The organism is Ensifer sp. 38_S197 (genome assembly GCF_056924495.1).
The window spans coordinates 2,623,680-2,648,628 of record NZ_JBXOVZ010000001.1 but is presented as its reverse complement, the minus strand read 5'-3'; the positions used below and the strand labels follow the sequence as shown (position 1 = coordinate 2,648,628).

The window sequence follows — 24,949 nt, the reverse complement described above, 5'->3', positions numbered from 1 at the left end:
TCCTACCGCGTACAATATTTAAAATTCATTCGATTGACTTAATCGATGGAATGAGGTAATTTCAGGATATGATGAAAAACAAATCCACCACACAAACACCGAAGCAGGATCGCGGCGACGTCACGCGTGAGAAGCTTCTGACGAGCTCCATCGATGTCTTCGGACGCTACGGCTTCGACGGCGCCAGCACGCGCATGCTTGCGGAAACCGCCGGCGTGAACCTGCAGGCGATCCCCTATTATTTCGGCGGCAAGGAAGGCCTCTACATCGCTGCCGCAGAACACCTTGCGTCGATCATCGTCGGACATGTCGGTGAACTCAGTAACGTGATCCTCGAGCGCCTTGCCCGCCTCGACGGCGAAGGCAAGGCAATGTCGGCTGAGGAAGCCCGGGACCTGTTGACCCAGATGGCACAACACATGGTCGCCATCTTCGTCAGCCGGCAGTCGGAAAGCTGGGCGCGCTTCATCATTCGGGAACAAATGGAACCGACCGAGGCGTTCGAACGGGTCTACACCAATGTCATGGGTCCCATGATCGGCATGGCCGGCAGGCTGGTTGCAACAATCCTCGCCGAACCGCCGCAATCCGAACATGTCCGGCTGAAGACCCTGTCCTTCGTCGGCAGCATCCTCGTTTTCCGCATGGCCCACGCGGCCATGCTCCGCCAGATGAAGTGGCAGGCTGTCGGCCCCGGCGAGCTCGATATTCTGCGTCGCCACGTAGAAGAACTCGTCGCGGCACTCGGCGGCCAGCAGGAGCGCCAGCCATGAACAAGCCAGCAATCGCTCTCCTATTGTTCGCCGGCGCCGCCGCCGGCGCGTGGTGGTTCGATGTGCCGCGGCAGCTCGGCTGGGCCGCCACGGAACGAAGCTCGGTGCTTTACGGCAATGTCGACATCCGCCAGGTCTCGCTTGGTTTCCGAGTCAATGGCCGTATTGCGAGCCTTGGCGTCGACGAAGGCGATGCGGTGAAACCCGGCGACGTTCTCGCCACCCTCGATGCCATTCCGTTCGAGCAAGCAGTGGCGGCGGCGGAAGCCGAACTGGGCGCGCTCAAGGCCAATCTCGCAAAACTGAAGGCCGGCGCACGACCTACCGAAATCGCCCAGGCGCGCGCCGTCCATGAGGAACGGCTGGCCGACCTGAAGAATACCGATCTTGCCTTTGAGCGCGCCCGGCAGTTGCGGCCGAACGGCACCATCTCCCAGGCGAACCTCGACGAGGCGAGCGCCAACAGGGCCGCGGCCGCAGCGCGTGCCACGTCCGCCCGCGAGGCCCTGGCCCTGCTCGAAGAAGGAAGCCGGATCGAAGACATCGAGGCAGCTCAGGCACAGGTCCTGGCGGCAGAAGCCAAGCTCGAGAGTGCCCGAACATCGCTCGCCGACACGCGCCTTCTTGCGCCGAGCACCGGTACAATCCTCTCGCGGGTCCGCGAAGTCGGCGCGATCGTCGCGCCGTCCGACATGGTCTATGTCGTCTCGCTGAACGAGCCCGTCTGGGTCCGGGCCTATGTCGCCGAGCCCGACCTCGGCCGCGTGCATCCCGGCATGCCCGTCGAGGTCACCTCGGACGGCGCCCCGGATCGCCCTTACAAGGCGACGGTCGGCTTCATCTCGCCGGTGGCCGAATTCACGCCGAAGTCGGTGGAGACACCGGAGCTCAGGACCGACCTCGTCTATCGCCTGCGTATCGTCGTCGACAAGCCTGGCCCGGATCTGAGGCAGGGCATGCCGGTCACCGTGCGCCTGCCGGAACGGGCTGGAGGCGTTAGATGAGCACCAACGCCCCCTTCGTCGCGATCGCGGATGTGGTCAAGCGCTTCGGCGATGCTCCACCGGCGCTCGACCATATCAATGGCGAAATCCTCGGCGGGCGGATCACCGGGCTCGTTGGTCCTGACGGTGCGGGAAAGACCACGCTGATCCGGCTGATGACCGGGCTGATGCTGCCGGACGAGGGAAAGGTCGAGGTGCTCGGTTTCGACACGGTCACACATGCGGCCGACATCCAGGCGGCCATCGGCTACATGCCGCAACGTTTCGGCCTTTATGAGGATCTTTCCGTTCAGGAGAACCTGAACCTTTACGCCGATCTGCGCGGCCTGCCGCTCACCGAGCGCACCGCGACTTTCGACGAACTGCTCGAATTCACTGATCTCAAGCGCTTTACCGCACGGCTTGCCGGCAAGCTTTCCGGCGGCATGAAGCAGAAGCTCGGCCTTGCCTGTGCGCTCCTGCGCAAGCCCCGCCTGCTCCTCCTGGACGAGCCGGGCGTCGGCGTCGACCCGATCTCCCGCCGAGACCTCTGGAAGATGGTCGAAAACCTGACGGCCGAAGGCATCGGCGTCGTCTGGTCCACCGCCTATCTCGAAGAGGCCGAGGCCTGCGACAGCGTGCTCCTGCTCAACATGGGCGAGCTGCTGTTTTCCGGTAGCCCCTTAGAACTGACCGATCGCGTCGCCGACCGCGTCTTCAAGGTCTCCGGGATCACACATGGACGCCGACAGAAGCTTGCGCGCTATCTCGACGAGGACGATGTCGTCGACGGCGTTATTCAGGGTGAAGCAATCCGCCTCGTCACGAAGCCGGACGCCAAACCGCCAACACCGGACGAGGGTTTGTCAGCGCCCGGCGTGACCGTCACTGCGCCCCGCTTCGAGGATGCTTTCATCGATATGCTCGGCGGTGGCCCTGGCGGCCGCTCGCGGTTGGCGGAAACCCAGACACCCTTTGCAATGGAGAACAGCAAACCCGTCATCGAGGCACGCGGCCTGACGAAGCGCTTCGGCGACTTCACGGCGGCCGACGACATTACCTTCGATATTCCGCGCGGCCAGATCTTCGGGCTGCTCGGTCCGAACGGTGCCGGCAAGTCGACGACATTCAAGATGCTCTGCGGGCTGCTGAAACCGTCGGCTGGCGAAGGCCGCGTTGCCGGCTTCGACCTGCGCCGCGACGCGGCCGAGGCACGCAACCGGCTCGGTTACATGGCGCAGAAGTTCTCGCTCTACGGCGACCTCAGCGTCGCGCAAAATCTCAGCTTCTTTGCCGGCGTCTACGGGCTATCCGGCGCCCGCAAGCGCGAGCGCATCCAACTGATGATCGATATCTTTGCCTTCGACCGCCTGCTTGACATGTCGGCCAAGGATCTGCCGCTGGGCCTCAAGCAGCGGCTGGCGCTGGCCTGCGCCGTGCTGCACGAGCCGGAAGCGCTGTTTCTCGATGAACCGACGTCCGGCGTCGATCCGATCACCCGGCGCGAATTCTGGACCCACATCAACGGCCTGGTCGAGAAGGGCGTGACGGTGCTCGTCACCACCCACTTCATGGACGAGGCCGAATATTGCGATCGCATTTCGCTGATCTACCGCGGCCGGTCGATCGCACTCGGCTCACCCGACGAATTGAAGGCGCAGGTCGCCAATGACAAGCTGCCGGACCCGACGATGGAGGATGCCTTCATCGCCCTGGTCCAGGGTTCGGAGGAAAAGGAGGCCGCATGAGCGCGCAATCCTCCACCATCGAAAGCCGCACTGCCCGGGCCCGTCGCTTTGCCGCGCTGGTGCGCAAAGAAAGCTATCAGATCATCCGCGACCCGAGCAGCATCCTGATCGCCTTCGTGTTGCCCATGATCCTCCTGTTTCTCTTCGGCTACGGCGTCTCGCTCGATACGACGCAGACCCGTGTCGGCCTCGTCATCGAGGAGGAGGCACCGCTGACGCGCGATCTCGCCGCGGGTTTTCAGGCTTCCCGCTATTTCAAGGTGACAGTCGGCCGCGACCGGCGCGAATTCGAAGAGGATCTTGTCCTCGGCCGCGTACGCGGCATCGTCGTGATCCCTGCCGGCTTCACGGCGGATCATGCCGCCGGGCGCCACCCGGCGTTGCAGGTGCTCGTCGACGGCTCCGACCCCAACACCGCCAACTTCGTCCAGAACTACGCCCAGGCGACCCTTGCCAACTGGGAGCGCCAGCGTCTGAACGACGGCGCCGGTCGCCCGCCGGCGATTTCGGCCGAGCAGCGCTTCTGGTTCAATCCGGAGCTGACCAGCCGGAATTTCCTTGTGCCCGGGTCGATCGCGATCGTGATGACACTCGTCGGCACGCTGCTCACCTCGCTCGTCGTTGCCCGTGAATGGGAGCGCGGCACGATGGAGGCAATGATGGCGACGCCCGTATCGGCCGCCGAGCTGCTGGCCGGCAAGCTGCTGCCCTATTTTATCCTTGGGCTCACGTCGATGACGCTGTGCGTGCTGCTCGCCGTCTTCCTCTTCGGCGTTCCCTTCCGCGGGTCGATCGTGGCGCTCTATGCGCTCTCGGCAACCTTCCTTATGCCGGCGCTCGGCCAGGGCCTGCTGATCTCGGCGGCGACGAAGAACCAGTTTCTCGCCTCACAGCTCGCGCTGATCTCAGCCTTCCTGCCGGCCTTCCTGCTCTCCGGCTTTCTCTTCGAAATCAATTCGATGCCGACGGCTATTCAATGGATCACCTTCATCGTGCCGGCCCGCTATCTGATCCCGAGCCTGCAGACCGTGTTCCTTGCCGGCGACATCTGGCCGATGTTTACGCGCGCCATCGCCGTCATGCTCTTAATCGGCTGCGTCTTCTTCGCGCTCGCCGCCCGCAGCACCCGCAAGAGGATTGGCTAAGATGTGGTGGACAAGGCTCAAGGCGCTGATCGTCAAGGAGTTGCTGGCGGTGTTGCGCGACCCCAAGGGGCGCACCGTGCTGATCGTCCCGCCGATCCTCCAGCTTCTGGTGTTTTCCTATGCCGCGACGCTGGAGGTGACGAATGTCGACGTCATGGTGCTGAACCGCGACAACGGCCACTGGAGCCAGGATCTCGTCCGCGAGATCGACGGCGCGCCGACTTTCCGCAGCATCCGCTTCACCAACAGTCCGGACGAGGTGCGTGTGGCGATAGACACCCAAAAGGTCATTGCCGCAATCGAAATCGGCCCCACCTTCTCGCGCGACATCGAGGCGAGCCGGCCGGCGGAGGTACAGGTCATTCTCGACGGGCGTCGCTCCAACGCATCGCAGATTGTTTCCGGCTATCTCGGGCGCATCGTCGGAACGCTTGGAGCCGAGACGCCGGCCGGCAAGCGCATGGCATCCGGCGCCATGACGGTCGTTGCGCGCAACTGGTTCAATCCGAACCTTACCTATCAATGGTTCATGGTGCCAAACCTCGTCGCCAGCATCGCGCTCCTGATCGGCCTGATCGTGACCGCGCTGTCGATCGCGCGCGAACGCGAGCTTGGTACGTTCGATCAGCTCATGGTCTCGCCGCTTCGAACCCACGAAATCCTGATCGGCAAGCTGATCCCGCCGATGATGATCGGCCTGTTCCACATAACGATCTACATCCTGGCGGCCGTCTTCATTTTCGGCGTACCGCTGCGCGGCTCGCTGTTCCTGCTCTACGGCAGCGCGATCTTCTACCTCGCCTCCGTCGTGGGCCTCGGCCTGTTCATCTCGGCGCTGTCGATGACACAGCAGCAGGCGATCCTCGGCGCCTTCCTCTTCATGGTGCCGGCAATGCTGCTTTCCGGCTTCGCGACGCCGATCGAAAACATGCCCACCTGGCTGCAGCCGATCACCTATATCAACCCGCTGCGCTACTTCCTGGTCATCGTGAAGGGCGTATTCCTGAAGGACATACCGGCGGTCGAGGTGGCGCGACAGACGATCCCGCTGTTGCTGATCGCCATCGTCACTCTCTCGGCCGCCTCGTGGCTGTTTCGCCGCCGGTTGGAATAGCTACTGCATGTTTCCTTTAATCGTACCCGATTAAAGGACAAAAACATGCAGCAATTTAAATTGCGACAGCGACCTTTGCGCGTCTGATAAGACGCGCGGCGCTGTAGGGTAATTCCAGCAAAGACGCGGTTTTGCGGCCGGGATTGCCTGAAGCGGCTCTTTCGGCCGCAAACGCACTACCCCTTCAGAAACTGTGCGATCGCGGTGATTTCGTTCTGGCGGATGTCGTGTCCGCCCGAGTGCCATTCGGTTTCGGTCGCCGCACCCTGCCCCTGGAAGTAGTCGGCCAGGGCTTGCGTCAACGGGGCCGGGCAAATGGGATCACGCTCCCCGGCCGTGATTAGCACTCGGCGCCCCTTGAGGCCCGCATTGTCCTTTGGACGGAACGGGATCAGAGGATGCATGAGCACCGCTTTGTCGAAGACACCCTCTTCGATCAGCACGTTGGCAAGAATGTTCGCGCCATTGGAATAGCCAAGGCCAATCACCTCCGAAGCCTGATGCTCCGCGGCAAGCGCCTTGACGAAAGCCGCCATCTTCTCGGTGGCACGTGCGAGGTCCGCCATGTCGTAGACGCCCTCGCCCGTGCGCTTGAAGAAGCGCGCAGCCCCATGTTCCGACACATCGCCCCGCGGCGAGACGATCGTCGCATCGGGCAAGAGCTCGGACGCGAAGGTGAAGAACTGGTTTTCGTCGCCACCGGTTCCGTGGAAAACGAAGAAGATCGGCTGACCGGGCTTGCCGGCCTTCAGTTTGTGGACATAGCCAAAGTCGACCATTTTTGTCTCCTGGCGCTATTCCGGCGAACTCCTGACGAGCTCGCTATCGGAAGTGCTTTGTTTCAAAGAGTTAGATCCACTGTTTCGACGAAACTGTGAATGATCTGCTGAGCATTCCAATGTTGCGAAGGACCTGCTGGCAGGGCGAGCTCTCGGTGCTGGCTGTGCTAGTCGTCGATCTTCTGCAGATGGCTCTCCAGGATCGGCCGCAGGTGCTTGTGCTGTTGCGGCAGCTTCAACGCCTCGCCGAGATGCGCAAGGTCCTCGTCGCGATCAAAGCCGGGCTCGTTGGTGGCAATCTCGAACAGCACGCCGCCCGGCGTACGGAAGTAGATCGCCCAGAAATAATCGCGATCGATGACCGGGGTCACCTGGTAGCCGGTGTCCATCAGGGCTTTGCGCACTTCGAGCTGCTTCTCGCGGTTCTCGACGGCAAACGCGATATGGTGCACCGAACCGGCGCCCTGGGAAGCGCGACCGATATTCGGCATCGTCTCGAGGTCGATGACGCGGGCGTCGTTGCCGCCGGGTACGATCAGGCGCGTGACACCGTCCTTGCGGTCGAGTTCTTCGTAGCCCATGAACTTCAGGAGCTCGGCCGTTGCGCCCTCGTCGCGAAGACGCAGTGCTGCGGAATGGAACCCGCGGATCGCATGATCAGCCGAGATACCGCCTTCCGTCCATGGCGTGCGCTGGTCGTCCTTGACCTCGACGAGGGCGAAGCCGTCGCCATCGGGACCGGCAAAGTTCAGGCGCTTCTCGCCGAAGGTCTCTTCATCCTTGAGACCGGTGACGCCCAATGTGGTCAGGCGATCTTTCCAGAAGCCGAGGGAGCCCTGCGGCACCGAGAAAACAGTCGTCCCGACTTCGCCGGTGCCGGCGCGGCCGCGCGGCATTTGCGGGAACGGAAAGTAGGTCATGACCGTGCCGGGCGTGCCGGCCTCGTCGCCATAATAGAGATGGTAGACATCGGGGGAATCGAAGTTGACTGTCTTCTTCACGCGGCGCAGGCCGAGCGACTTGGTGAAGAACAGATTGTTTTCGCGCGCATCGTCGGCCATCGAGGTGACGTGATGCAGACCCTTGATCTGATTGAGCATTGCCGTGTTCCTTTCTCTCCGGCGCCACCGGGCGCTCCGTTGCATCATAGATGCGCTCTTCCAGCCCGCAGCGAAAGCCGGCCACGGCCAAACGCATTGTCAACAATTGGTTGACGACGCGGATTGCTCGTCAACAAACGTGGACCCGGCAGCGCTGCGCTTGTGGCGCGTTGCGCCGATGCTTAAGATCACCGCGCGGCAAATGGTCGTAAGCACGCGAGGAGGCGCGCGGACATTCTGTGAAATATCGCTTGGTCTCTGGATTGTTGCTGTTGCCGTTGCTTGCAGCGATATTGGCCTGGAAAGGCTATGCGGTCGCGACCGAAAGCTATCTGCGTGAGGCGACCGCTCAGGCGACCACCGCTCTTAGGCTCGCCGTCACCGCACTTGACGGCCATCTCAATCGCTATCAGGCATTGCCTGCCCTGATCGCCGATCACGAGGATGTCCAGGAACTCGTTACCCGCCCGCGCGACCGGCGACTACGGGAGGCGGTAAACGCCTACCTCAAAGACATCAACGGCCTGCTTCACTCCTCTGATATCTATGTGATCACGCCGGATGGCGATACGATCGCGGCCAGCAATTATGACGGGCCAACGAGCTTCGTCGGCCAGAATTTCAGCTACCGCCCCTATTTCCAGGAAGCGCTTCGCGGACAGCAGTCGCGCTTCTATGCGCTTGGCACCACGTCGCTAAAGCGCGGCTACTATTTCGGCTCACCAATCCAGATCGGCGACGAAATCCGCGGTGTGATCGTCTTCAAGGTCGATGTCGAAAGCATCGAGGCCTCCTGGCAAGGCGGCGAATACAGGATCTTCGTTTCCGATCCCGAAGGCATCATCTTCATGTCCGGCGACCCGGACTGGCTCTATTCCTCCATCCTGCCGCTGACATCGGAGCGGCTCGCGCGCACCGAGGCCTCGAGGCGGTACGCCGACGCCACCTTGCGACCGCTTCCCATTGCGGAGAGCAACTCGCCCGGCCACCGCTTCATGACCGTCTCCTCCGACGGTTCAAGCCGCGAATACCTCGTGCTTTCGCAATATATGCCCGATGCCGATTGGACCGTGAACGTCCTAGTGGATACGGCCTCGGCCTACACGCAAGCGCTGACGACAGTCGCCGCCGCGCTTCTGTTGATCTGCCTTGCCGGCCTCGGCATGGCCACTGTCCTGCAACGGCGTGCCCGCCTCAATGAACGCATCTCGATGCAGGCGGAAGCGCAAGCGGAACTTGAACACCGTGTCGACGAACGGACCGCCGACCTTGCGCGCGTCAATGCCCAGATCGAGGAGGAGATCGCCGAGCGCCGACTGACGGAACAGCAGTTGCGCCGGACACAGGCCGATCTGATCCAGGCCGGCAAGCTGGCGGGCCTCGGGCAAATGTCCGCGGCGCTCTCGCATGAATTCAACCAGCCGCTTGCCGCCGCCAAGACCTATGCCGACAGTGCCGCACTGCTGATCGAACGGGGTCGCTCCGACGAGGCGAGCGATAATATCCGGCGAATTTCCGGGCTTGTCGATCGCATGGCGGCAATCAGCAAGCACTTGCGCAACTTCGCCCGCAAGCCGAACGAGAAGCTTGGGCCGGTCCCGGTCGAGGAGGTGGTACGCGATACCATGGAGATCGTTTCGGTTCGGCTGAAGGCTGCAGCGGCGAGCATCGACATCGACCTCGGCGACGCACCGCTCGTCGTGCGCGCCGGCTCCGTGCGCCTGCAGCAGGTGCTTGTCAACATCATCTCCAATGCCGCCGATGCGGTCGAGGGGCTTGATGACCGGACCATTCGCCTTCGTGCCCGGCGGGAAGACGGCAAGGTGGTTCTGACCATCAGTGACCGGGGGCCGGGCATCCCCCCGGCGATTGCCGAGCGCATCTTCGATCCGTTCTTTTCGACCAAGGGCGTCGGCAAGGGGCTGGGCCTCGGCCTCTCGATTTCCTATAATATTATCAAGGATTTCGGCGGCAGCCTTGTCGCCACCAATCTTGCGGAGGGTGGCGCCGAGTTCCGCATCGAACTCGCCGTCGAAAACAACGATGCCCGGGAGGCTGCCGAATGATCGAGAGCCGGATCCTGCTCGTCGATGACGAAGAGGATATGCGCCATTCGAGTGCGCAAGCGCTGGAGCTCGCCGGTTTTCGCGTCGAGACCTTTGCGGCAGCCGAACGCGCCCTGGAATTCATCAGTTTCAGTTTTGCCGGTGTCGTCATCAGCGATATCCGCATGCCCGGCATGGATGGCATGACCCTGCTGCAGCGCGTCCGCGAGATCGATGCCGAGGTGCCGGTCATTCTCGTCACCGGTCATGGCGACGTGCAGCTTGCGGTACGCGCGATGCGTGAAGGCGCCTATGATTTCGTCGAGAAACCTTTCGCAGCCCAGATGCTTGCCGGCACGATCCGCCGGGCGCTCGATTGGCGGACCCTGGTCCTGGAAAACCGGCGGCTGAAGGCAGTGGCCGGCAAGCGCGACGACATCGAGCAGCGGCTTCCCGGCCGAAGTCAGGTCATGGTCGATCTGCGCTATCGTATCCGCGCGATCGGCGCCGCCGACGCCGACACGCTGATCATCGGTGACACCGGCGTCGGCAAGGAGGTGCTCGCCCGCACGCTGCATGATCTCAGCGCCCGCGCCAACAGCCCGTTCATCGCCATCAACTGCGCGGCGCTGCCGGAAAACCTGATCGAAAGCGAACTCTTCGGCCACGAGCCTGGTGCCTTCCCCGGCGCCATCCGACCACGCTACGGCAAGTTCGAGCATGGTCGCGGCGGCACGATCCTGCTCGACGAAATCGGCTCGATGCCCTTCGATCTGCAGGCGAAATTTCTGCGTGTGCTGCAGGAACGCGTCATCACCCGGCTCGGATCGAACGAAGTCGTGCCTTTGGACGTGCGCTTCATCGCCACCAGCAAGGTCGATCTCGAAAAGGAAGTGGCGGCCGGGCGCTTCCGCGCGGACCTCCTCTATCGCCTCAACGTCGCAACACTCCGCGTCCCCTCGCTTGCGCAAAGACGCGCCGACATCCCGCTGCTCTTCCTGCAACTGGTCAGGGAATCCGCGGCCCGTTACGGACGGGACGAGGTGGAGGTCTCACAAGCCATGCTGGCGGAAATGGCAGAACGCGACTGGCCGGGCAATGTGCGCGAACTGCGCAATGCCGCCGAGCGTCTGGTCCTCGGACTCGATGCGGCGCCGCACGATGCCGCGAAGGAAGATAGCGGGCGACTTGCCGACAAGGTCGCCGCCTATGAAAAAAGCCTGATCGCCAGCGCCATTGCCGCCCATGGCGGTGCCCTGAAGCCGGTCTATGAATTGCTCGGCATCTCGCGCAAGACGCTCTACGAAAAGATGCAGAAGTTCGGGCTCGACAAGAAGCTCGTCGCCGCCGACTTCTCGACGGAAGGTGAACTCTGACCGAAGCCGGCGCGTAAACCGGAAAGGCCCAAAACAAAAACAGGGACGCGATCGCTCGCGTCCCTGTCGATTAGCATGCCAGGCAAAGCCTTAGACGTTGAAGGCAGCACCGATCAGCGTCTTGGTATAGGGCTGCTTCGGCGCCTCGAAGATTGCGTCCGTTTCGCCTTCCTCGACGATCTTGCCGTTCTTCATGACGATCACATAGTCCGACATCGCCTTCACCACCGAAAGATCGTGGCTGATGAAGATGTAGGAGAGCCCGTGCGTGCGCTGCAGGTCACGCAAAAGTTCGATCACTTGGCCCTGCACCGAGCGGTCGAGCGCCGATGTCGGCTCGTCGAGAATGACGACCTTCGGCTTGAGGATCATTGCGCGGGCAATGGCGATGCGTTGCCGCTGGCCGCCCGAGAACTCGTGCGGATAGCGGTTGCGCGACGCCGGGTCGAGCCCCACTTCCTTCAGCGCCTCAGACGCCCGGCGGTCGCGCTCGGCACGGCTGAGCTCGGGCTCATGCACATAGAGACCTTCGGTGATGATCTCGCCGACGGTGCGACGCGGCGAAAGCGAGCCGTAGGGATCCTGGAAGACGAGCTGCAGCGTGCGGCGTAGCGGTCGCATCTGCCCGCGGTCAAAACCGGAAATATCCGTGGTTCCGAAGCGGTAGTGACCGCTGCTCGGCAGAAGCCGGAGAAGCGCGCGTCCGAGCGTCGATTTTCCCGAGCCGGACTCGCCGACGACGCCGATCGTCTGCCCTTCCTTCAGGCGCAGATTGACGCTGTCGACGGCACGAAAGACCGATTTGCCGCCCTTAAAGAGACCACCGCCGATCTGGTAGTCGACGCAGACGTCACGACCTTCCAGAATGATCGGCGCACTGTCGGCCGGCGATGCCTTGCGACCGCTGGGTTCAGCGGCAAGCAGCATCTTCGTATAGTCGGCCTGCGGCCGTTCGAAGATGTCAGCCGTCGCGCCTCGCTCCACCACTTCGCCGCGGCGCATCACCGCGACGCTATCGGCGAAGTGCTTGACGATGCCGAGGTCGTGGGTGATCAGCACGATCGCCATGCCGAAGCGCTGCTGCAGCGACTTCAGCAGATCGAGGATCTGTGCCTGGATCGTCACGTCGAGCGCCGTCGTTGGCTCATCCGCAATCAAGAGATCCGGCTCGTTGGCAAGCGCCATGGCGATCATCACGCGCTGACGCTGGCCGCCCGACAGTTCATGCGGATAGCTGTCGATGCGGCGTCGCGGTTCAGGGATGCCGACGAGCTCGAGCAGTTCGAGCACGCGGGCCCGCGCCTGTTTGAACGTGCCGCCACGGTGGTGCACGATCGGCTCGGCGATCTGGCGACCGATCGGATAGAGCGGATCGAGCGAGGTCATCGGCTCCTGGAAGATCATGGTGATCTTCGCGCCGCGCACCTGGTTGAGCGCCTTCGGCGGCAGGCCGACAAGCTCCTGGCCACGGTAGCGCGCCGAGCCTGTGACCTCACCGTTCTTGGCGAGCAGACCCATGATGCCCATCATGGTCTGGCTTTTGCCGGAGCCGGATTCACCAACGACCGCAAGCGTTTCGCCGGTACGGACATCGAGATCGATGCCCTTGACCGCTTCCACGGTACCGTCAGGCGTCGAGAAGTTTACCTTGAGGCCGCGCACGGCCAGGATGGTTTCCTTGGTATCTGCCATGTCAGCGATCCTTCGGGTCGAGCGCATCGCGCAGGCCGTCGCCAACGAAGTTTAGCGAGAACAGCGTCAGGACGAAGAAGATGGCCGGAAAGATCAACAGCCACGGCGCCGACTGGATGTTGTTTGCACCTTCCGAGATCAGAGCCCCCCAGCTCGTCAGCGGCGCCTGAACGCCAAGGCCGAGGAAGGAGAGGAAGCTCTCGAGCAGGATCACCTTCGGCACGACGACGGTGACGAAGACGATGACCGGGCCGATCGTGTTGGGGATGATGTGCCGACGGATGATCTGCCAGTCTGTGAGGCCGAGCGCCTGCGCGGCGCCGACGAATTCGCGACGCTTGAGCGCCAGCGTCTGACCGCGCACGATGCGGGCCATGTCGAGCCATTCCACCGCGCCGATCACCAGGAAGATCAGGATGAACGAGCGGCCGAAGAACACCACGAGCACGACGACGAGGAAGACGAAAGGCAGAGAGTAGAGGATCTCCACGAGGCGCATCATGACGTTGTCGACGCGGCCGCCGATATAGCCCGATGTCGCGCCATAGACGACGCCGATGCCGAGCGATACCAGGCTTGCGAGCAGGCCGACGGCGATCGAGATCTGTCCGCCGAGCATGACGCGGACCAAAAGGTCGCGGCCGTTGGAATCGGTGCCGAACGGGAAGTATTCACGGTCGACCTGACCGGTCACCTTCAGCGTCCGGCCATCGTCTTCGGTCGCGACCACTTGCGTGTCGCGGAACTCGTTGGCGCGGTCGAAGTAACGCGTTGCCCGGGCGTCGATCGGCTGTTCGGAGGTGATGGTCGCGGTGAAGGTTTCACCCTCGACGTTGAACTCCTTGAGCGTGACGCGAGCGCGGGTCGCAACGCCTTCCATCACGTCCTGAAGCGTGGATGTATCGGGGCGCGGCTCGAGGCTCGGGCTGATCGACACATAGGACGGGAACACCTGGTCATAGGTGTGCGGGACGAACAGCGGTCCGAGGAACGAGAACAGTGCGATCAATGCCAGCATGAAGCAGCCGGCCATGGCGGCGCGGTTGCGCCTAAAGCGCATGGCCGCAAGCTGGAAGAGGCTTCGCCCCTTCGTTTCCGGTGTCGCCACCGGGGTCTGGACGATATCAGTCATGGCGAACCCTCGGATCGAGCAGGCCGTAGAGAATGTCGACCAGGAGATTGAAGACGATGACAAAGATGGCGACGAGGATGACCGTGCCCATCACCAGCGTGTAGTCGCGGTTGATGGCGCCGAGCACGAAATAGCGGCCGACACCTGGAATGGTGAAGATCGTCTCGACGACAGCCGAACCGGTCAGAAGCGCTGCTGCGCAAGGCGCGAGATAGGAGACGACCGGCAGCATCGCACCGCGCATGGCGTGGGTTACGACAACGGTGCGTGACGGCAGGCCATAGGCCTTGGCGGTTCGAATATGGTCGGTATGCAGCGCCTCGATCATCGAGCCGCGCGTCAGGCGCGCGAACACTGCGAGCTGCGGCAACGCCAGTGCGATCATCGGCAGGATCAGGAAGCGCAAGGAACCGTCGCCCCAGCCGCCGGCCGGCAGCCATGCGAGCACAATCGCGAAGACGAGCGTCAGCACTGGGCCAACGACGAAGTTCGGCACGGTGACGCCGATCGTCGAGAACGACATGATCGTGAAATCGAGGACACTGTTCTGCCGAAGCGCGGCGATCGTGCCAGCCGTTACGCCGCCGATCAGCGCGACAAGAAGCGCGTAAAAGCCGAGCTCCATCGAATAGGGCAGACCTTTGCCGATCAGTTCAGCTACATTGTTGTCTTTATAGACATAGCTCGGGCCGAAGTCGCCGGTCACGGCATTGCTGAGATAGTGTGTGTATTGGCGCCAAAGCGGCTGGTCGAGCTGATACGTCTTCATCAGGTTCGCCATCGTCTGTGGCGGAAGAGGACGCTCGAGGTTGAAGGGGCCACCAGGGGCGAACCGCATCAGGAAGAAGGATATGGTGACGACGATAAACAAGGTCGGCACCGCACTCGCCAATCGGCGAAGGATGAAGGAAATCATGGACGTACTCCGGAGGCGACGCGCGGCCTGTCACCGCGCGTCGTTCCTGTTCGTTATTCGGCGATGCTCAGGAACTTGCTCAGGTGCTCGTTCGGCGCATTGTCCGCCCAGCCCTTGACGCGGCTCGCGACCAGCCACAGGTCGGCCTGGGTCAGAAGCGGAGCGATCGGCTGTTCCTTCATCAGCAGCGCTTCGGCTTCATGCATCAGCTTCGAGCGAGCAGCCGGATCCTGCTCGTCGTAGGACTTCTTCATCAGGCCGTCGAACTCAGCGTTTTCGAAGTGGCCGTAGTTGAAGGTCTTGTTGGAGCCGACGCTGAGTGCCAGGAAGTTCTCTGCGTCCGCATAGTCCGCCTGCCAGCCGGCGCGGGCGACGTTGAACTTGCCGCCTTCCTGCAGGTAGGCGTAGTGCGAGGACACATCGAGGTTCACCAGCGACACCTTGGCGCCGAAGGTGTTCTTCCACATGTCGGCGACAGCGGTCGCAACACGCTCGTGGTTCGGGTTGGTGTTGTAGCGCAGCTCGATTTCGAGCGGCTTGCCACCTTCGCCGTAGCCTGCTTCCTTCATCAGGGCGATCGCCTTGTCTTCGCGGTCGAGCTGCGACATCGAAGCGAACTCGGCCTTCGACGGCTCACCGTAGCTTTCGATGCCCGGGGGAACCATCGAATAGGCAGGGAGCTGCGAACCGGCATAGATTTCCTTGGCAAGGAAGTCGCGGTCGACGGCCATCGACAGTGCCTGACGGACGCGCACGTCATTGTAAGGCGCCTGGCGGGTGTCGAAGGCATAGTAGTAGGTCGCAAGCGACGGCGAAACGTGGACCTGATCGTCATAGGACTTGCGCAGACGCTCGATCTGGTCGGCCGAGAAGTTGTAGACGAGGTCCATTTCCTTGGCCTCGAAGCGGCGAACCGAGGCGGCCTGGTCGTCGATCGGGTAGAAGATGACCTTGTCGAGCTTGACGTTGGCCGCATCCCAGTAGTTGGCGTTCTTGACGACGGTCAGGCTGTCGTTCGGAACATGGGCGGTCAGCGTGAACGCGCCGTTGGAAACCATCACACCCGGCTTGACGAAGTCGTTGCCGTTCTTTTCGACGCTCGCCTTGCTGACCGGAAGTGCGGTCTGGTGCGCCAAGAGCTCCAGGAAGAACGGGGTCGGGCGCTCGAGGGTGATTTCGACCGTCTTTTCATCGACCGCCTTCACGCCGAGCTGATCGGTCGGCAATTCGCCCTTATTGACCTTTTCAGCGTTCTTGATCGGGAAGAGAATGTTGGCGTAGCCGGCTGCAGTCTTCGGATCTTCGACGCGACGGAAGGAGAACACGAAGTCTTCTGCCGTCACCGGCGAGCCGTCCGACCACTTCGCATCAGCGCGCAGCTTGAATGTATAGACCGTACCGTCGTCCGAGAGCTCCCACGTTTCGGCTACACCGGGAATGATCTTGCCGGCGGCGTCATATACCGTCAGGCCTTCGTAGAGGTCCTTGAGGATGAACGCCTCGATGTTGATCGACGTATGGGCCTGATCCAGGGTCTGCGGCTCACCCGCATTGCCGCGATGCAGGACAGCTTCGGCCAGCGCCGGGCTTGCTCCGATGAGCAGCGAGCCGATCAGCGCGGCAGCGCTAAGGTTGAGTTTCAGTGAAGCCATTTTGTTTCTCTCCTTCCCCTTGTTTTGGGTTTGTGATCGCAGGAGAGAAGTGCAAATCGTCCTTAAACGCAAGGCGGATTCTGCGGCTGTCTGCATCTTTATCTATAGGACAGAATTCCTTCTATCCCATAGGTTGTATTTCGTTTGCGATTCTTTTCGTCGTCTTTGCGACGGACATATGACGGAAGCAGGGCAATTTCAGGAAATCTCCTGCAACGTTTTAGGTCGAAAAATTTTCTCGGTAAAACAACGCCGGAGCCATCATCGAATCAAGCCTCATGCAAAGTTTGTGAATTTTGCCGGCAGTTTACGTAATGTGCGCAAAGATTGGCGGCGTTCGCCGCAATCTTCTTGCGGCCAGTTCCCTTCCTGTCGACAGATCGTTTCCACCACGCACGCGACCGACTAGTGTGCAGCGCAAAACAGACGCCCACTGGTTGCAATTGCAGCTCTTGCCTCCCTCCCCTCACCGGCACCACCAGAAAGTGAAACCAGTTCACAGGAAGGGTGTTGCTTCCAGTCCACAGTAAAATCGATTGAAGCGACTTTCGACCTCTGGCAACCTGCCTTTTGCCCGGTTGTCAAACCTCTTCGATGAACTATTGTGCGCCGGACTTCGGTGGGCGCGACCAATTCGCGTGCGCTGTCACGCCGCACGGAAATACCGGCCATCGCCTGCCTGCGATGATGTCCATGCGGCGCTTCAAGCCGGATTGTTTTTGTGGCGCACCGGGAAGGCTGCGCCAAGCACCAAGGGAGATAGCGAATGGCATTGATCACATTGCGGCAACTGCTCGACCATGCGGCGGAGAACGACTACGCGCTGCCGGCGTTCAATGTGAACAATCTCGAATACATTCAGGCCGTCATGCGCGCCGCCGATGCCACCGACAGTCCGGTGATCCTTCAGGCAAGCCGAGGCGCCCGTTCCTACGCGGGGGATGCGTTCCTGCGCCACCTGATCCTGGGTGCGGCGGAAGAATATCCGCATATCCCCGTCTGTCTGCACCTCGACCACGGCGACCAGCCGTCGACCTGCATCTCGGCGATCACCAACGGCTTCACCTCGGTCATGATGGACGGCTCGCTGGAAAAGGACGGCAAGACCGTCGCCAGCTATGAATACAACGTCGCAGTGACCGCAGAAGTGGTGAAGATCGCCCACGCTGCCGGCGTTTCGGTCGAAGGCGAACTCGGCTGCCTCGGCAACCTCGAAACCGGCGCGGGCGACAAGGAAGACGGCCACGGCTTCGAAGGCAAGCTGTCGCGCGAAGAGCTTCTGACCGACCCGGACCAGGCTCTCGACTTCGTCACCAAGACCGGCGTCGACGCTCTGGCCGTTGCGATCGGCACCAGCCACGGCGCCTACAAGTTCACCCGCGAGCCCGATGGCGACATCCTGTCGATCGAAACGATCGCCAAGATCAACAGGAAGCTGCCGAACACGCACCTCGTGATGCACGGCTCGTCTTCGGTACCGAAGGATCTGCAGGACCTGTTCAACACCTATGGCGGCAAGATGAAGCCGACCTGGGGCGTTCCGGTCTCGGAAATCCAGAAGGCGATCCCGCTCGGCGTGCGCAAGGTCAACATCGACACCGACCTGCGCCTCGCCATGACCGGCACGATCCGCAAGAACTTCGCCGAGAACCCGGAGAACTTCGATCCGCGCAACTACCTGAAGCCGGCCACCGCACTGATGACAGAGGTCTGCAAGGAGCGCTTCGAAGCCTTCCGCACCGCCGGCAAGGCATCGAAGATCCGCACCCTGCGCCTGCCGGAAATGGCAAAGCGCTACGCGGCCGCCTGATCCCTGAGAACCCGCCCGCTTTCCGCTTAACGCATTGAGACCACGGGAAGCGGGCGGCCCATTCCCACGAAAGACAAATCGGCGCGCGGCCGGTGACCAGACGGCCGCGCGCCGATTGCGTTTCGATTATCGAAAACTGGGAGCGGCCAAGCGACCGGAGACAGCGCCGACAGGGCCCTCAAGCCCGCCGCTCTTCCACAGTTTCGTGCTCATAAAGCTGGTCCATGGTCAGGCTGGCGACGTCGGCGAAAGGTGCCTGGCTTTTCACCTGACCGCCACCGAGGATGACGACCTCGTCGCAAAACGAGATCGTGCTGCGGTGATGGCTGATGACGATCGTCGTGCGGCGTCCCGCTCTCGACTTCAGAGTCTCGACGATGGCTGCTTCCGATAGCCCGTCGACCGCGTTGGTGGCTTCGTCGAGGATCAGGATGTCCGGATCGCGCACCAGGGCCCTGGCGAGTGCCACCCGCTGCCGCTGCCCTGCCGAGAGGCTGGCGCCTCGATAGCCGACGACGGTTTGATAGCCCTGCGGCAAGTTTTCGATGAAGCCATGCGCTTCGGCCATCCTGGCTGCATGCTCCACTTCGGCTACTGTGGTTTCCTCCCGGCCATAGGTGATGTTCTCCAGGATCGTCCCATCAACCAGTTCCAGATCCTGGCTCGCAAGCGCAATCCGGCTTCGCCATTGCACCGGGTCGATCCGCTTCAGGGGCACACCATCGACCAGAATGTTCCCCTCGTCCGGCTCGACGAATCGGCATAGCAGATTGACGATCGTCGTCTTGCCGGCACCGGACCGGCCAATGAGCGCCGTCGAACGGCCGCCGCGAATTTCGAATGCTGCCGACTGCAGCACGACGTCACGGGAATCGGAGTTCGGATAGCGGAAAGTGACGTCATCAAATCTCAGTTGCCGTCGCAATCCGCTGAAGGGTTCCCTTCCCTCCGGCGGCCTTGGCTTGTCGGACGGATCAAGCAGCCAGCGCACCTCCTCCAGCGAACCGCTCCAGCCCTGGATCTGGCTCCAGGACATTTGCAGTGCACGCATATGCGGCTGCAAGCGGTAGAGCAGGACCACGAAGGCGACGATGACGGGGAAGGTAACGCCGACCGACCATGCGCCGACGACGACGGCCAGGAAGAGCGCGGAGTGGAGTGTCTCTGTCAGCGGTGGCAGCAGGCCTTGGCGGGCCTGTAGCGCGAACGCGGCGCGCCGAACGGCATCCGACGCCCCATCGAACGCGACCTTTTCCCGCGCCTCCTGGCCGAATATCCGTATCAGGCGGCCGGCGTGAACCAGATGCAGCATCCGAGCGGCCAGTTCGCCGTTGAAGGCGGTGACATCGCGGCTGGGGGCTTTAAGGGTTGCGGACAGGACATAATGCAGGAGCTGGACCAGAACGAGGCCGAACGCCACGAACAAGGTCATCTGCCAGGACAAAAGCAGAAGGAACGCGAGCAGGATGATGGCGGCTGAGCCATTTACCAACGCGGCAAGCACGGTTTGCACCGCATCGGAAGCCCGCCAGGACTCGTTTGAAATGACATTGAGCAGTCGCCCCGGATTCTCCTTCATCAAGAAGGGATAGCCGACATTGAGGAGCTGAGACGACAGAGCGCCGCGGATCGAATGGCCCGCCTTGCCGTAAATGAAGGTCGCAAGCACCGTATTGGCGAAAGCCAGGACGTTCTTGAGAGAAATCAGCGCAAAGGCGGCAGCCGCGATGACGATCAGCCGCTGACGGTCGTCCATGCCCGATCCAACTTGCTGGAAGAGAGCGGAGATGCCGCTCAACGCCGCCGGGTCCTGATTACCGGCGATGATTCCCAGCATCGGAATGATGAGGCCGATCCCGACGCCCTCCAGCGCCGCACTGCAAAGGCCGAGGATCGTCACGACCGGAAGCAGACGCAACTGGCCACCTAATGCACTGCGCAACAGCTGCAGGCTCGGCAGGAGGATACGGAACATGGTGGCGTCTCCTCAGCCCTGGAGTTGTTCTTCGGCCCGCTGCTCGACTTGTCCCGCCGTCCGTGCGGCGACGAACAGGCCGAGGAACTTCAGAGCGCCAAGCAGGTTCATCAAGGCAATCGGCCAGTGAGAGAGGTGCAACACGGGGTCAAACCGGGGGCCACCGAAGATTTCCGCGCAGGCAGACCGGAGGGTCCAACAGAAATGCCGCAGCAGCCATGGCGCGGTGCGTATGTGTTTCATGCAGAGTGCGCCATTGCCGAAGCTATAATTGCGATGAAGCGTCTCGATGGTCGTGCGGGCACGGCGGCCGTGGTGATGGAAGACGGCCATATCGGGGACATATTCGACCGGAATGCCGAGCCGATAGGCGCGCACCAGATAGTCCGTGTCTTCGGCCGACCGCAGCGGGGCGCCGGCACCGAAACGTTCGTCGAAAGCACCGATCCGCAGCGCGACCTCCCGCTGCATCGTCATGTTGCAGCCCAAGATGAAGCCACCCGGATGAACATCACTGGTCAAACGTTCGCGTGCGCTCGACCGCTTGATCGTGAAGGGCAGGTCGCTGGCGTCTCCGAGCTCGACGCGGCCACCGCGGATGATGGCGCCTTCGCCGCCTGCGTAGTGGCGCTCCAGGTCGCGCAGATAGTTCGCGTCGACTTCGCAATCGTCATCGATGAAGATCAAGATGCCGCCGCGGGCGCGTGCCATGGCCGCGTTGCGCGCAGCAGCGAGCCCAGGCCGTCTCTCAACCACGTGCGTGACAGTCAGCGGTGATGCGGCGATAATCCGAGCAATTCGCTCCGGCGTGTCATCGGTCGATCCGTTGTCAACGACAACCAATTCCCACCGGACGGCAGCATGGACACCACAAACCGCCTCGATCGATCGGATGCAGGTCTCGAGCGCCTCGGCGCGGTTGCGCGTGCAGACGATAAAGCTTGCGAAAGGCGCCTCGCGTGACGTAGGCGCCAACGCGGCAGACGTCTCCGCCACGCCGCTCCGCTCCATCGCATTCCACTTCAGGCCTTCGACAGTCATGCTAGTGCATCCCTTCGGCTGGAAGCACGCTCGCCGCCGGTACGGAACGCATATATCGCGACAAAGCGTCCAGCCGGCTGGTGGCCGCCAGCGACAGGCGGCTGCACCATGGGGCACGAGCCCCCGTGATAAGGCCATATCGTTCCCGACGACGAATGAGCCCCCATTTGTCCGTCTGCGTCAAAAACGCATGGGTGAGTTCCGGCCGCCGTTCGTCGCTGACGAGCTGATAGAGAAAATAGAAGAGATTCAACGCGCCCGCCTCGTAACCCGCACGGGTTTGCGGAGGAAGCGCCGAGACCCTCTCTTCGAGGGAACGAATGCACCCAGCCGCTTGCCGGATCGTTTCGGGCGTCAGCGTAAGCCCGATGTCGTTCAAGACGCCGGGATTGTGACAAAGGCCTTCGCGCTCGAGGTTTTCGGCAACGATGGCCAGATGCGTGCGGCGCATCTGGCGCTTGTGCGTATTCGTCACGCTGTTGCCGTGGATGCGATAAGCGATCAGCGCCTCATCGATCATCTTCGCTGGATAGCGGTCAGTGACACGCCGGAAGAGATCGAAATCCTCCGCATGCACATAATGCGCGTCGTAGCTCAGCATATCCTGCGGGATGACGTGCCTGTTGTAGACGACGGTCGAGTGGATGAAGATCGTGAAGAACTTCGACAATGCCCTGAGGCTTGCCGGCTGATAGATCGGATTGGGCGTGCCGCGGATGATGCGGTCGCCAAGGAGCGTGTCGATGCCCGTGCCGCAAAGTGCGAGCTCCGGCTGCTCAACGAACGACGACACCTGGCGCGACAGCCGCGATGGATAGGAAATGTCGTCGGCATCCATCCGGGCGATGAGATCGCCTTTCGCCAGGGCGAGGCCCTCGTTCAAGGTTGCGATCAGCCCGCGATTTTCGCGGGAGACGATGGTAATGCGACCGTCCGCTTGCTGATAACGCCGCATGATTTCCAGCGAGCGATCACGCGAGCCGTCGTCGATGGCGATGATCTCGAGCCGCTGATAGTCCTGCCTCAGGATGCTCTCGAGCGCCGCGCCGAGATAGGGCTCGGCGTTGTAGACGGGCAACAGGACGGAAACCAACGGAACGGTCATGGGCAACCTCGAACGTTATTGCAGATCTGACGCCTGAAGCGTCTTTCCCCGGGTGCAGGAAGCACCGGCGCCCGGAAGGTAAACAGGGCGCAGCCCCTCGTCGGTTCGCCCGCGAAGCCAATCGTCGGCTTGCACCGTGCTCATCGGGACGGCGCCGAAGCCGCTGTTCGGGCGCACATAGGGGAAATGCCGTTTCAGGGCATTGAGCGGCTTTTCGAATGCGAACCAGGAAAGTGCAGCCACAATCAATGTGGCGGAGCCGGCGACGAGCAAGCGCCCGGGCCCTTGCTCGGAAACGTTGATCGGTATCCACCCCTGCGCCTTGACGACCAGCGCAAGCACGACGGGATGAAACAGATAAACGCCATAGCTAACGCGCCCGAGCGCCGTCAGCGGCTGAAGTTCGAGCAGCCTGCCTGCCCGACCGCTGAAGCCGGTGGAAGCGTGCCCCACCAGCATCGCAAGCGGGATGAGCGGAAGGGCTTCGAGAGCGATCCAGACGAGCCAATCGAGCGCCGGCCCCATCGCCGTCACACGGGCCCAAAGGAGCGCAAGGGACACGATGGAAAGCGGCAGCCAACTGACCGTCATCCACCGCGGCCAAGACATGGTCTTCGAACGGTGGACGGCCAGGAGCGCTCCCGCCGCCAGCGCGTCCATCGAGGCCGGAGGCAACAGGTCGCGCGCGAGTGACGGTTCTCCCGTCAGCGGCCAATAGAAGCGGTAGGCCAGCGAAGCGGTGATCACGCCGACACAGAGCCGCCCAAGCAGATGGCGCGGCGTCAGCAGAACGAGCAACGGCCAGACGATGTAGAATTGCTCTTCAATACTCAGGCTCCAGGTGTGACAGAGCACCCACGGCGTCCAGGCGTCCCTCAGCGCATACCAGAAGTTCGAGAGGTAGAGCGCATGCCAGGCCCAGCCTTCCCTGGCGCCCTCCAGGTTGACCAGCCACAGGACGCCCAGCATGGCGAAATAGGGTGGAAAGATGCGCAAGGCGCGACGCGCGTAAAAGGATTTGAGAGCCGTCGCCCGCTCGAACTGGGCGGCGGAACGGGCGTCGAGCAGTAGCCGCGTGATCAGAAAGCCGCTGAGAACAAAGAACAGCCGCACGCCGATGTGTCCCCAATGGGAATCGTCCGCGGCAAAAAAATGCGCGTACAGAACCATTGAAACGGCAGCGGCTCGCAACCCGTCCAACTGGCGGTCGCGCATATTCAGCATTGAACATCCCCTCGGAGTTCCGACCCTTGCAGGCCTCGTTCCTTGTGGAGCCAACTCTCTGGTCAGCTACGATTTTTTTGCCGCGAGGTTGCCATTTTGCTTCGAAAGAAGCGTGAAAGGTCTGGTCGTCGCACTATGCGTTGAAGGCGGCCCTTAAAAATCTAGGGTCGAATAGGGGCCAAACTTTGACCTCTGGTGAGCAACGTGCCGTCGGGCCACCTGGACGGATGAGTATCGGGATGCCGACGAGTCCGACCGTCGCCGCGCACCAATGTCGCAAACTTTTGTTTTGCTTCAGTCTCGCGGTTTAGAACGTCGGGGGCGTGTTGACCCAAAGCAACACGGTTTCGCCGTCGTGCCGGTTCGACCACGCATGACGCCTTTTGCTTTCAAAGTAGAGCGAGTCCCCGACGCTGAGATCATAGAACTGGTCGCTGTCGAGAATGAACTCAACGCGGCCGGAGAGGACGTAGACGAATTCCTCACCCTCATGCCGATAGGCGCCCTCGCTGGAAGCGCCTGGCTCCAGCACGAAGCGGTGACAGTCCATCTGGTTGCGGCCATCGGCGAGCAGTTGCACGGTGACGCCGGGCGTCGTGCGCGGCCAGGTCCGCCATTCGCCGGCCCGCACCACGGCGCGTGCATCCGCCTCCCCCTCACCCGAAAGGCTGGAAACGGTCGTCCCGAAATATTCGGCGATGTTATGAAGCACCGCCACCGAAACGCCCTGCGAGGTGCGCTCCAGCGTCGAAAGCACCGATGCGGCGATGCCGATCTCGCCGGCCACCTGCTCCAGGGTCTTGCCGGCCGCATGCCTGAGGCTCCTGAGCTTGCGTCCCACCTGGTTGTCGGTGCCGTCGCTGGTCGTCGTTCCGCTATGGTCTTCCGCGGCGCTTTCTGCTTCGAGCGCCTCGCGGATCGCCGCCGGATTGAGGCCGCGTTCCGCGCGAAACCAGGCGATGCGCTTCAACCGGGCAAGATCGCTCTCGGTATATTGCCGATGCCCCGTCGGCGAGCGCTCGGGCACGACAAGCCCTTGCGTCTCCCACAGCCTCAGCGTTGAAGCGGAAACCCCCGCCAGACGTGCCGCTTCGGCAACCTTGTAGCGCACCGCGCCCATTCTCCGTTTCCTTCACTAACCGTCGGCACCTGCACGAATCCGTGCCGTGCCGAAGCGTCGGCAACCTTAGCCGCCGCGATCGAGATCTGACAAGAACGGCGCATCAGCGCCCGTGTTCTCTCGATCACCAAATTTGATTTGCAATCGACCGTGAAAGGTGTACCACTTCCAGAATAAACTTGCAGAAAAAATACAATATATTAACTCCAGATGTGACAG

The 24,949-nt window shown here is 62.1% G+C and carries 19 protein-coding genes; 8 read left to right on the top strand and 11 right to left on the bottom strand.

Going from position 1 to position 24,949, the window contains the following annotated elements; translation table 11 throughout:
- Positions 1-68 precede the first annotated feature (68 nt).
- Genes AC1Z3V_RS12075 through AC1Z3V_RS12055 form a run of 5 tightly spaced genes read left to right on the top strand, consistent with a single transcriptional unit; the run spans position 69 to position 5,763 of the window.
- Entirely contained in the window at positions 69-773 is a 705-nt protein-coding gene (locus AC1Z3V_RS12075; RefSeq protein WP_429811569.1) for a CerR family C-terminal domain-containing protein, read from the top strand.
- Positions 770-1,777: a secretion protein HlyD gene (hlyD, locus tag AC1Z3V_RS12070; protein WP_483499146.1), complete on the top strand. Its 1,008-nt coding sequence runs from the start codon at positions 770-772 to the stop codon at positions 1,775-1,777. The genes AC1Z3V_RS12075 and hlyD overlap by 4 nt, the downstream gene beginning before the upstream one ends.
- Positions 1,774-3,504, top strand: a complete 1,731-nt coding sequence (locus AC1Z3V_RS12065) for an ATP-binding cassette domain-containing protein (RefSeq protein ID WP_483499144.1) — start codon at positions 1,774-1,776, stop codon at positions 3,502-3,504. The genes hlyD and AC1Z3V_RS12065 overlap by 4 nt, the downstream gene beginning before the upstream one ends.
- Positions 3,501-4,649, top strand: a complete 1,149-nt coding sequence (locus AC1Z3V_RS12060) for an ABC transporter permease (protein ID WP_483499142.1) — start codon at positions 3,501-3,503, stop codon at positions 4,647-4,649. Before AC1Z3V_RS12065 ends, AC1Z3V_RS12060 begins: the two co-directional genes overlap by 4 nt.
- Before the next feature lies 1 nt (position 4,650).
- Positions 4,651-5,763 (top strand): ABC transporter permease, encoded by a 1,113-nt coding sequence (locus tag AC1Z3V_RS12055; RefSeq protein ID WP_483499140.1) that lies wholly within the window; start codon positions 4,651-4,653, stop codon positions 5,761-5,763.
- 176 nt (positions 5,764-5,939) lie between these two features.
- Here the strand turns inward: AC1Z3V_RS12055 and AC1Z3V_RS12050 are convergent, their stop codons facing one another.
- Both AC1Z3V_RS12050 and AC1Z3V_RS12045 read right to left on the bottom strand, forming a co-directional pair.
- Positions 5,940-6,542, bottom strand: a complete 603-nt coding sequence (locus AC1Z3V_RS12050) for an alpha/beta hydrolase (RefSeq protein ID WP_483499138.1) — start codon at positions 6,540-6,542, stop codon at positions 5,940-5,942.
- A gap of 167 nt (positions 6,543-6,709) precedes the next feature.
- Positions 6,710-7,642, bottom strand: coding sequence for a VOC family protein (locus tag AC1Z3V_RS12045; protein ID WP_483499136.1), 933 nt, complete (start codon positions 7,640-7,642; stop codon positions 6,710-6,712).
- A 239-nt stretch (positions 7,643-7,881) separates the two neighbouring features.
- Here AC1Z3V_RS12045 and AC1Z3V_RS12040 point away from each other — a divergent pair, with 239 nt between their 5' ends.
- Both AC1Z3V_RS12040 and AC1Z3V_RS12035 read left to right on the top strand, forming a co-directional pair.
- The gene (locus tag AC1Z3V_RS12040; protein WP_483499134.1) at positions 7,882-9,708 is read left to right on the top strand and encodes a sensor histidine kinase; all 1,827 of its coding nucleotides are present in this window, start codon (positions 7,882-7,884) and stop codon (positions 9,706-9,708) included.
- Positions 9,705-11,063: a sigma-54-dependent transcriptional regulator gene (locus AC1Z3V_RS12035; protein ID WP_483499132.1), complete on the top strand. Its 1,359-nt coding sequence runs from the start codon at positions 9,705-9,707 to the stop codon at positions 11,061-11,063. The genes AC1Z3V_RS12040 and AC1Z3V_RS12035 overlap by 4 nt, the downstream gene beginning before the upstream one ends.
- 90 nt (positions 11,064-11,153) lie before the next feature.
- Here AC1Z3V_RS12035 and AC1Z3V_RS12030 read toward each other — a convergent pair whose 3' ends face one another.
- The 4 genes from AC1Z3V_RS12030 to AC1Z3V_RS12015 are packed head-to-tail and all read right to left on the bottom strand — an operon-like array spanning position 11,154 to position 16,455.
- Entirely contained in the window at positions 11,154-12,755 is a 1,602-nt protein-coding gene (locus AC1Z3V_RS12030; protein ID WP_483499130.1) for an ABC transporter ATP-binding protein, read from the bottom strand.
- A gap of 1 nt (position 12,756) precedes the next feature.
- Positions 12,757-13,887: an ABC transporter permease gene (locus AC1Z3V_RS12025; protein ID WP_334198215.1), complete on the bottom strand. Its 1,131-nt coding sequence runs from the start codon at positions 13,885-13,887 to the stop codon at positions 12,757-12,759.
- A complete protein-coding gene (gene oppB, locus AC1Z3V_RS12020) occupies positions 13,880-14,803 on the bottom strand; it encodes an oligopeptide ABC transporter permease OppB (RefSeq protein WP_247959647.1) in 924 nt (307 codons plus the stop codon). The genes AC1Z3V_RS12025 and oppB overlap by 8 nt, the downstream gene beginning before the upstream one ends.
- 53 nt (positions 14,804-14,856) lie before the next feature.
- Complete coding sequence (locus AC1Z3V_RS12015) at positions 14,857-16,455, bottom strand: peptide ABC transporter substrate-binding protein (protein ID WP_429811536.1); 1,599 nt, start codon at positions 16,453-16,455, stop codon at positions 14,857-14,859.
- Between the two features lie 766 nt (positions 16,456-17,221).
- Between AC1Z3V_RS12015 and fba the strand changes: the two genes are divergently transcribed.
- A complete protein-coding gene (gene fba / locus AC1Z3V_RS12010) occupies positions 17,222-18,265 on the top strand; it encodes a class II fructose-bisphosphate aldolase (protein ID WP_429811534.1) in 1,044 nt (347 codons plus the stop codon).
- A 178-nt stretch (positions 18,266-18,443) separates the two neighbouring features.
- Here the strand turns inward: fba and AC1Z3V_RS12005 are convergent, their stop codons facing one another.
- The 5 genes from AC1Z3V_RS12005 to AC1Z3V_RS11985 form a co-directional block, all read right to left on the bottom strand.
- Entirely contained in the window at positions 18,444-20,240 is a 1,797-nt protein-coding gene (locus AC1Z3V_RS12005; protein WP_483499128.1) for an ABC transporter ATP-binding protein, read from the bottom strand.
- Positions 20,241-20,252: 12 nt separating this feature from the next.
- Complete coding sequence (locus AC1Z3V_RS12000) at positions 20,253-21,251, bottom strand: glycosyltransferase family 2 protein (RefSeq protein WP_483499652.1); 999 nt, start codon at positions 21,249-21,251, stop codon at positions 20,253-20,255.
- Positions 21,252-21,282: 31 nt separating this feature from the next.
- Positions 21,283-22,386 (bottom strand): glycosyltransferase family 2 protein, encoded by a 1,104-nt coding sequence (locus AC1Z3V_RS11995; RefSeq protein WP_483499127.1) that lies wholly within the window; start codon positions 22,384-22,386, stop codon positions 21,283-21,285.
- Between the two features lie 15 nt (positions 22,387-22,401).
- A complete protein-coding gene (locus AC1Z3V_RS11990) occupies positions 22,402-23,610 on the bottom strand; it encodes an acyltransferase family protein (RefSeq protein WP_483499125.1) in 1,209 nt (402 codons plus the stop codon).
- 307 nt (positions 23,611-23,917) lie between these two features.
- The gene (locus tag AC1Z3V_RS11985) at positions 23,918-24,730 is read right to left on the bottom strand and encodes a MerR family transcriptional regulator (RefSeq protein WP_483499123.1); all 813 of its coding nucleotides are present in this window, start codon (positions 24,728-24,730) and stop codon (positions 23,918-23,920) included.
- Between the last annotated feature and the right edge of the window lie 219 nt (positions 24,731-24,949).

What these genes read in the sequence shown, in the direction of transcription:
- AC1Z3V_RS12075 (WP_429811569.1), top strand. Translation starts at nt 69, where the DNA reads ATGATGAAAAACAAATCCACCACACAAACACCGAAGCAGGATCGCGGC.
- hlyD (WP_483499146.1), top strand. Translation starts at nt 770, where the DNA reads ATGAACAAGCCAGCAATCGCTCTCCTATTGTTCGCCGGCGCCGCCGCC.
- AC1Z3V_RS12065 (WP_483499144.1), top strand. Translation starts at nt 1,774, where the DNA reads ATGAGCACCAACGCCCCCTTCGTCGCGATCGCGGATGTGGTCAAGCGC.
- AC1Z3V_RS12060 (WP_483499142.1), top strand. Translation starts at nt 3,501, where the DNA reads ATGAGCGCGCAATCCTCCACCATCGAAAGCCGCACTGCCCGGGCCCGT.
- AC1Z3V_RS12055 (WP_483499140.1), top strand. Translation starts at nt 4,651, where the DNA reads ATGTGGTGGACAAGGCTCAAGGCGCTGATCGTCAAGGAGTTGCTGGCG.
- AC1Z3V_RS12050 (WP_483499138.1), bottom strand. Translation starts at nt 6,542, where the DNA reads ATGGTCGACTTTGGCTATGTCCACAAACTGAAGGCCGGCAAGCCCGGT.
- AC1Z3V_RS12045 (WP_483499136.1), bottom strand. Translation starts at nt 7,642, where the DNA reads ATGCTCAATCAGATCAAGGGTCTGCATCACGTCACCTCGATGGCCGAC.
- AC1Z3V_RS12035 (WP_483499132.1), top strand. Translation starts at nt 9,705, where the DNA reads ATGATCGAGAGCCGGATCCTGCTCGTCGATGACGAAGAGGATATGCGC.
- AC1Z3V_RS12030 (WP_483499130.1), bottom strand. Translation starts at nt 12,755, where the DNA reads ATGGCAGATACCAAGGAAACCATCCTGGCCGTGCGCGGCCTCAAGGTA.
- AC1Z3V_RS12025 (WP_334198215.1), bottom strand. Translation starts at nt 13,887, where the DNA reads ATGACTGATATCGTCCAGACCCCGGTGGCGACACCGGAAACGAAGGGG.
- oppB (WP_247959647.1), bottom strand. Translation starts at nt 14,803, where the DNA reads ATGATTTCCTTCATCCTTCGCCGATTGGCGAGTGCGGTGCCGACCTTG.
- AC1Z3V_RS12015 (WP_429811536.1), bottom strand. Translation starts at nt 16,455, where the DNA reads ATGGCTTCACTGAAACTCAACCTTAGCGCTGCCGCGCTGATCGGCTCG.
- fba (WP_429811534.1), top strand. Translation starts at nt 17,222, where the DNA reads ATGGCATTGATCACATTGCGGCAACTGCTCGACCATGCGGCGGAGAAC.
- AC1Z3V_RS12005 (WP_483499128.1), bottom strand. Translation starts at nt 20,240, where the DNA reads ATGTTCCGTATCCTCCTGCCGAGCCTGCAGCTGTTGCGCAGTGCATTA.
- AC1Z3V_RS12000 (WP_483499652.1), bottom strand. Translation starts at nt 21,251, where the DNA reads ATGGAGCGGAGCGGCGTGGCGGAGACGTCTGCCGCGTTGGCGCCTACG.
- AC1Z3V_RS11995 (WP_483499127.1), bottom strand. Translation starts at nt 22,386, where the DNA reads ATGACCGTTCCGTTGGTTTCCGTCCTGTTGCCCGTCTACAACGCCGAG.
- AC1Z3V_RS11990 (WP_483499125.1), bottom strand. Translation starts at nt 23,610, where the DNA reads ATGCTGAATATGCGCGACCGCCAGTTGGACGGGTTGCGAGCCGCTGCC.
- AC1Z3V_RS11985 (WP_483499123.1), bottom strand. Translation starts at nt 24,730, where the DNA reads ATGGGCGCGGTGCGCTACAAGGTTGCCGAAGCGGCACGTCTGGCGGGG.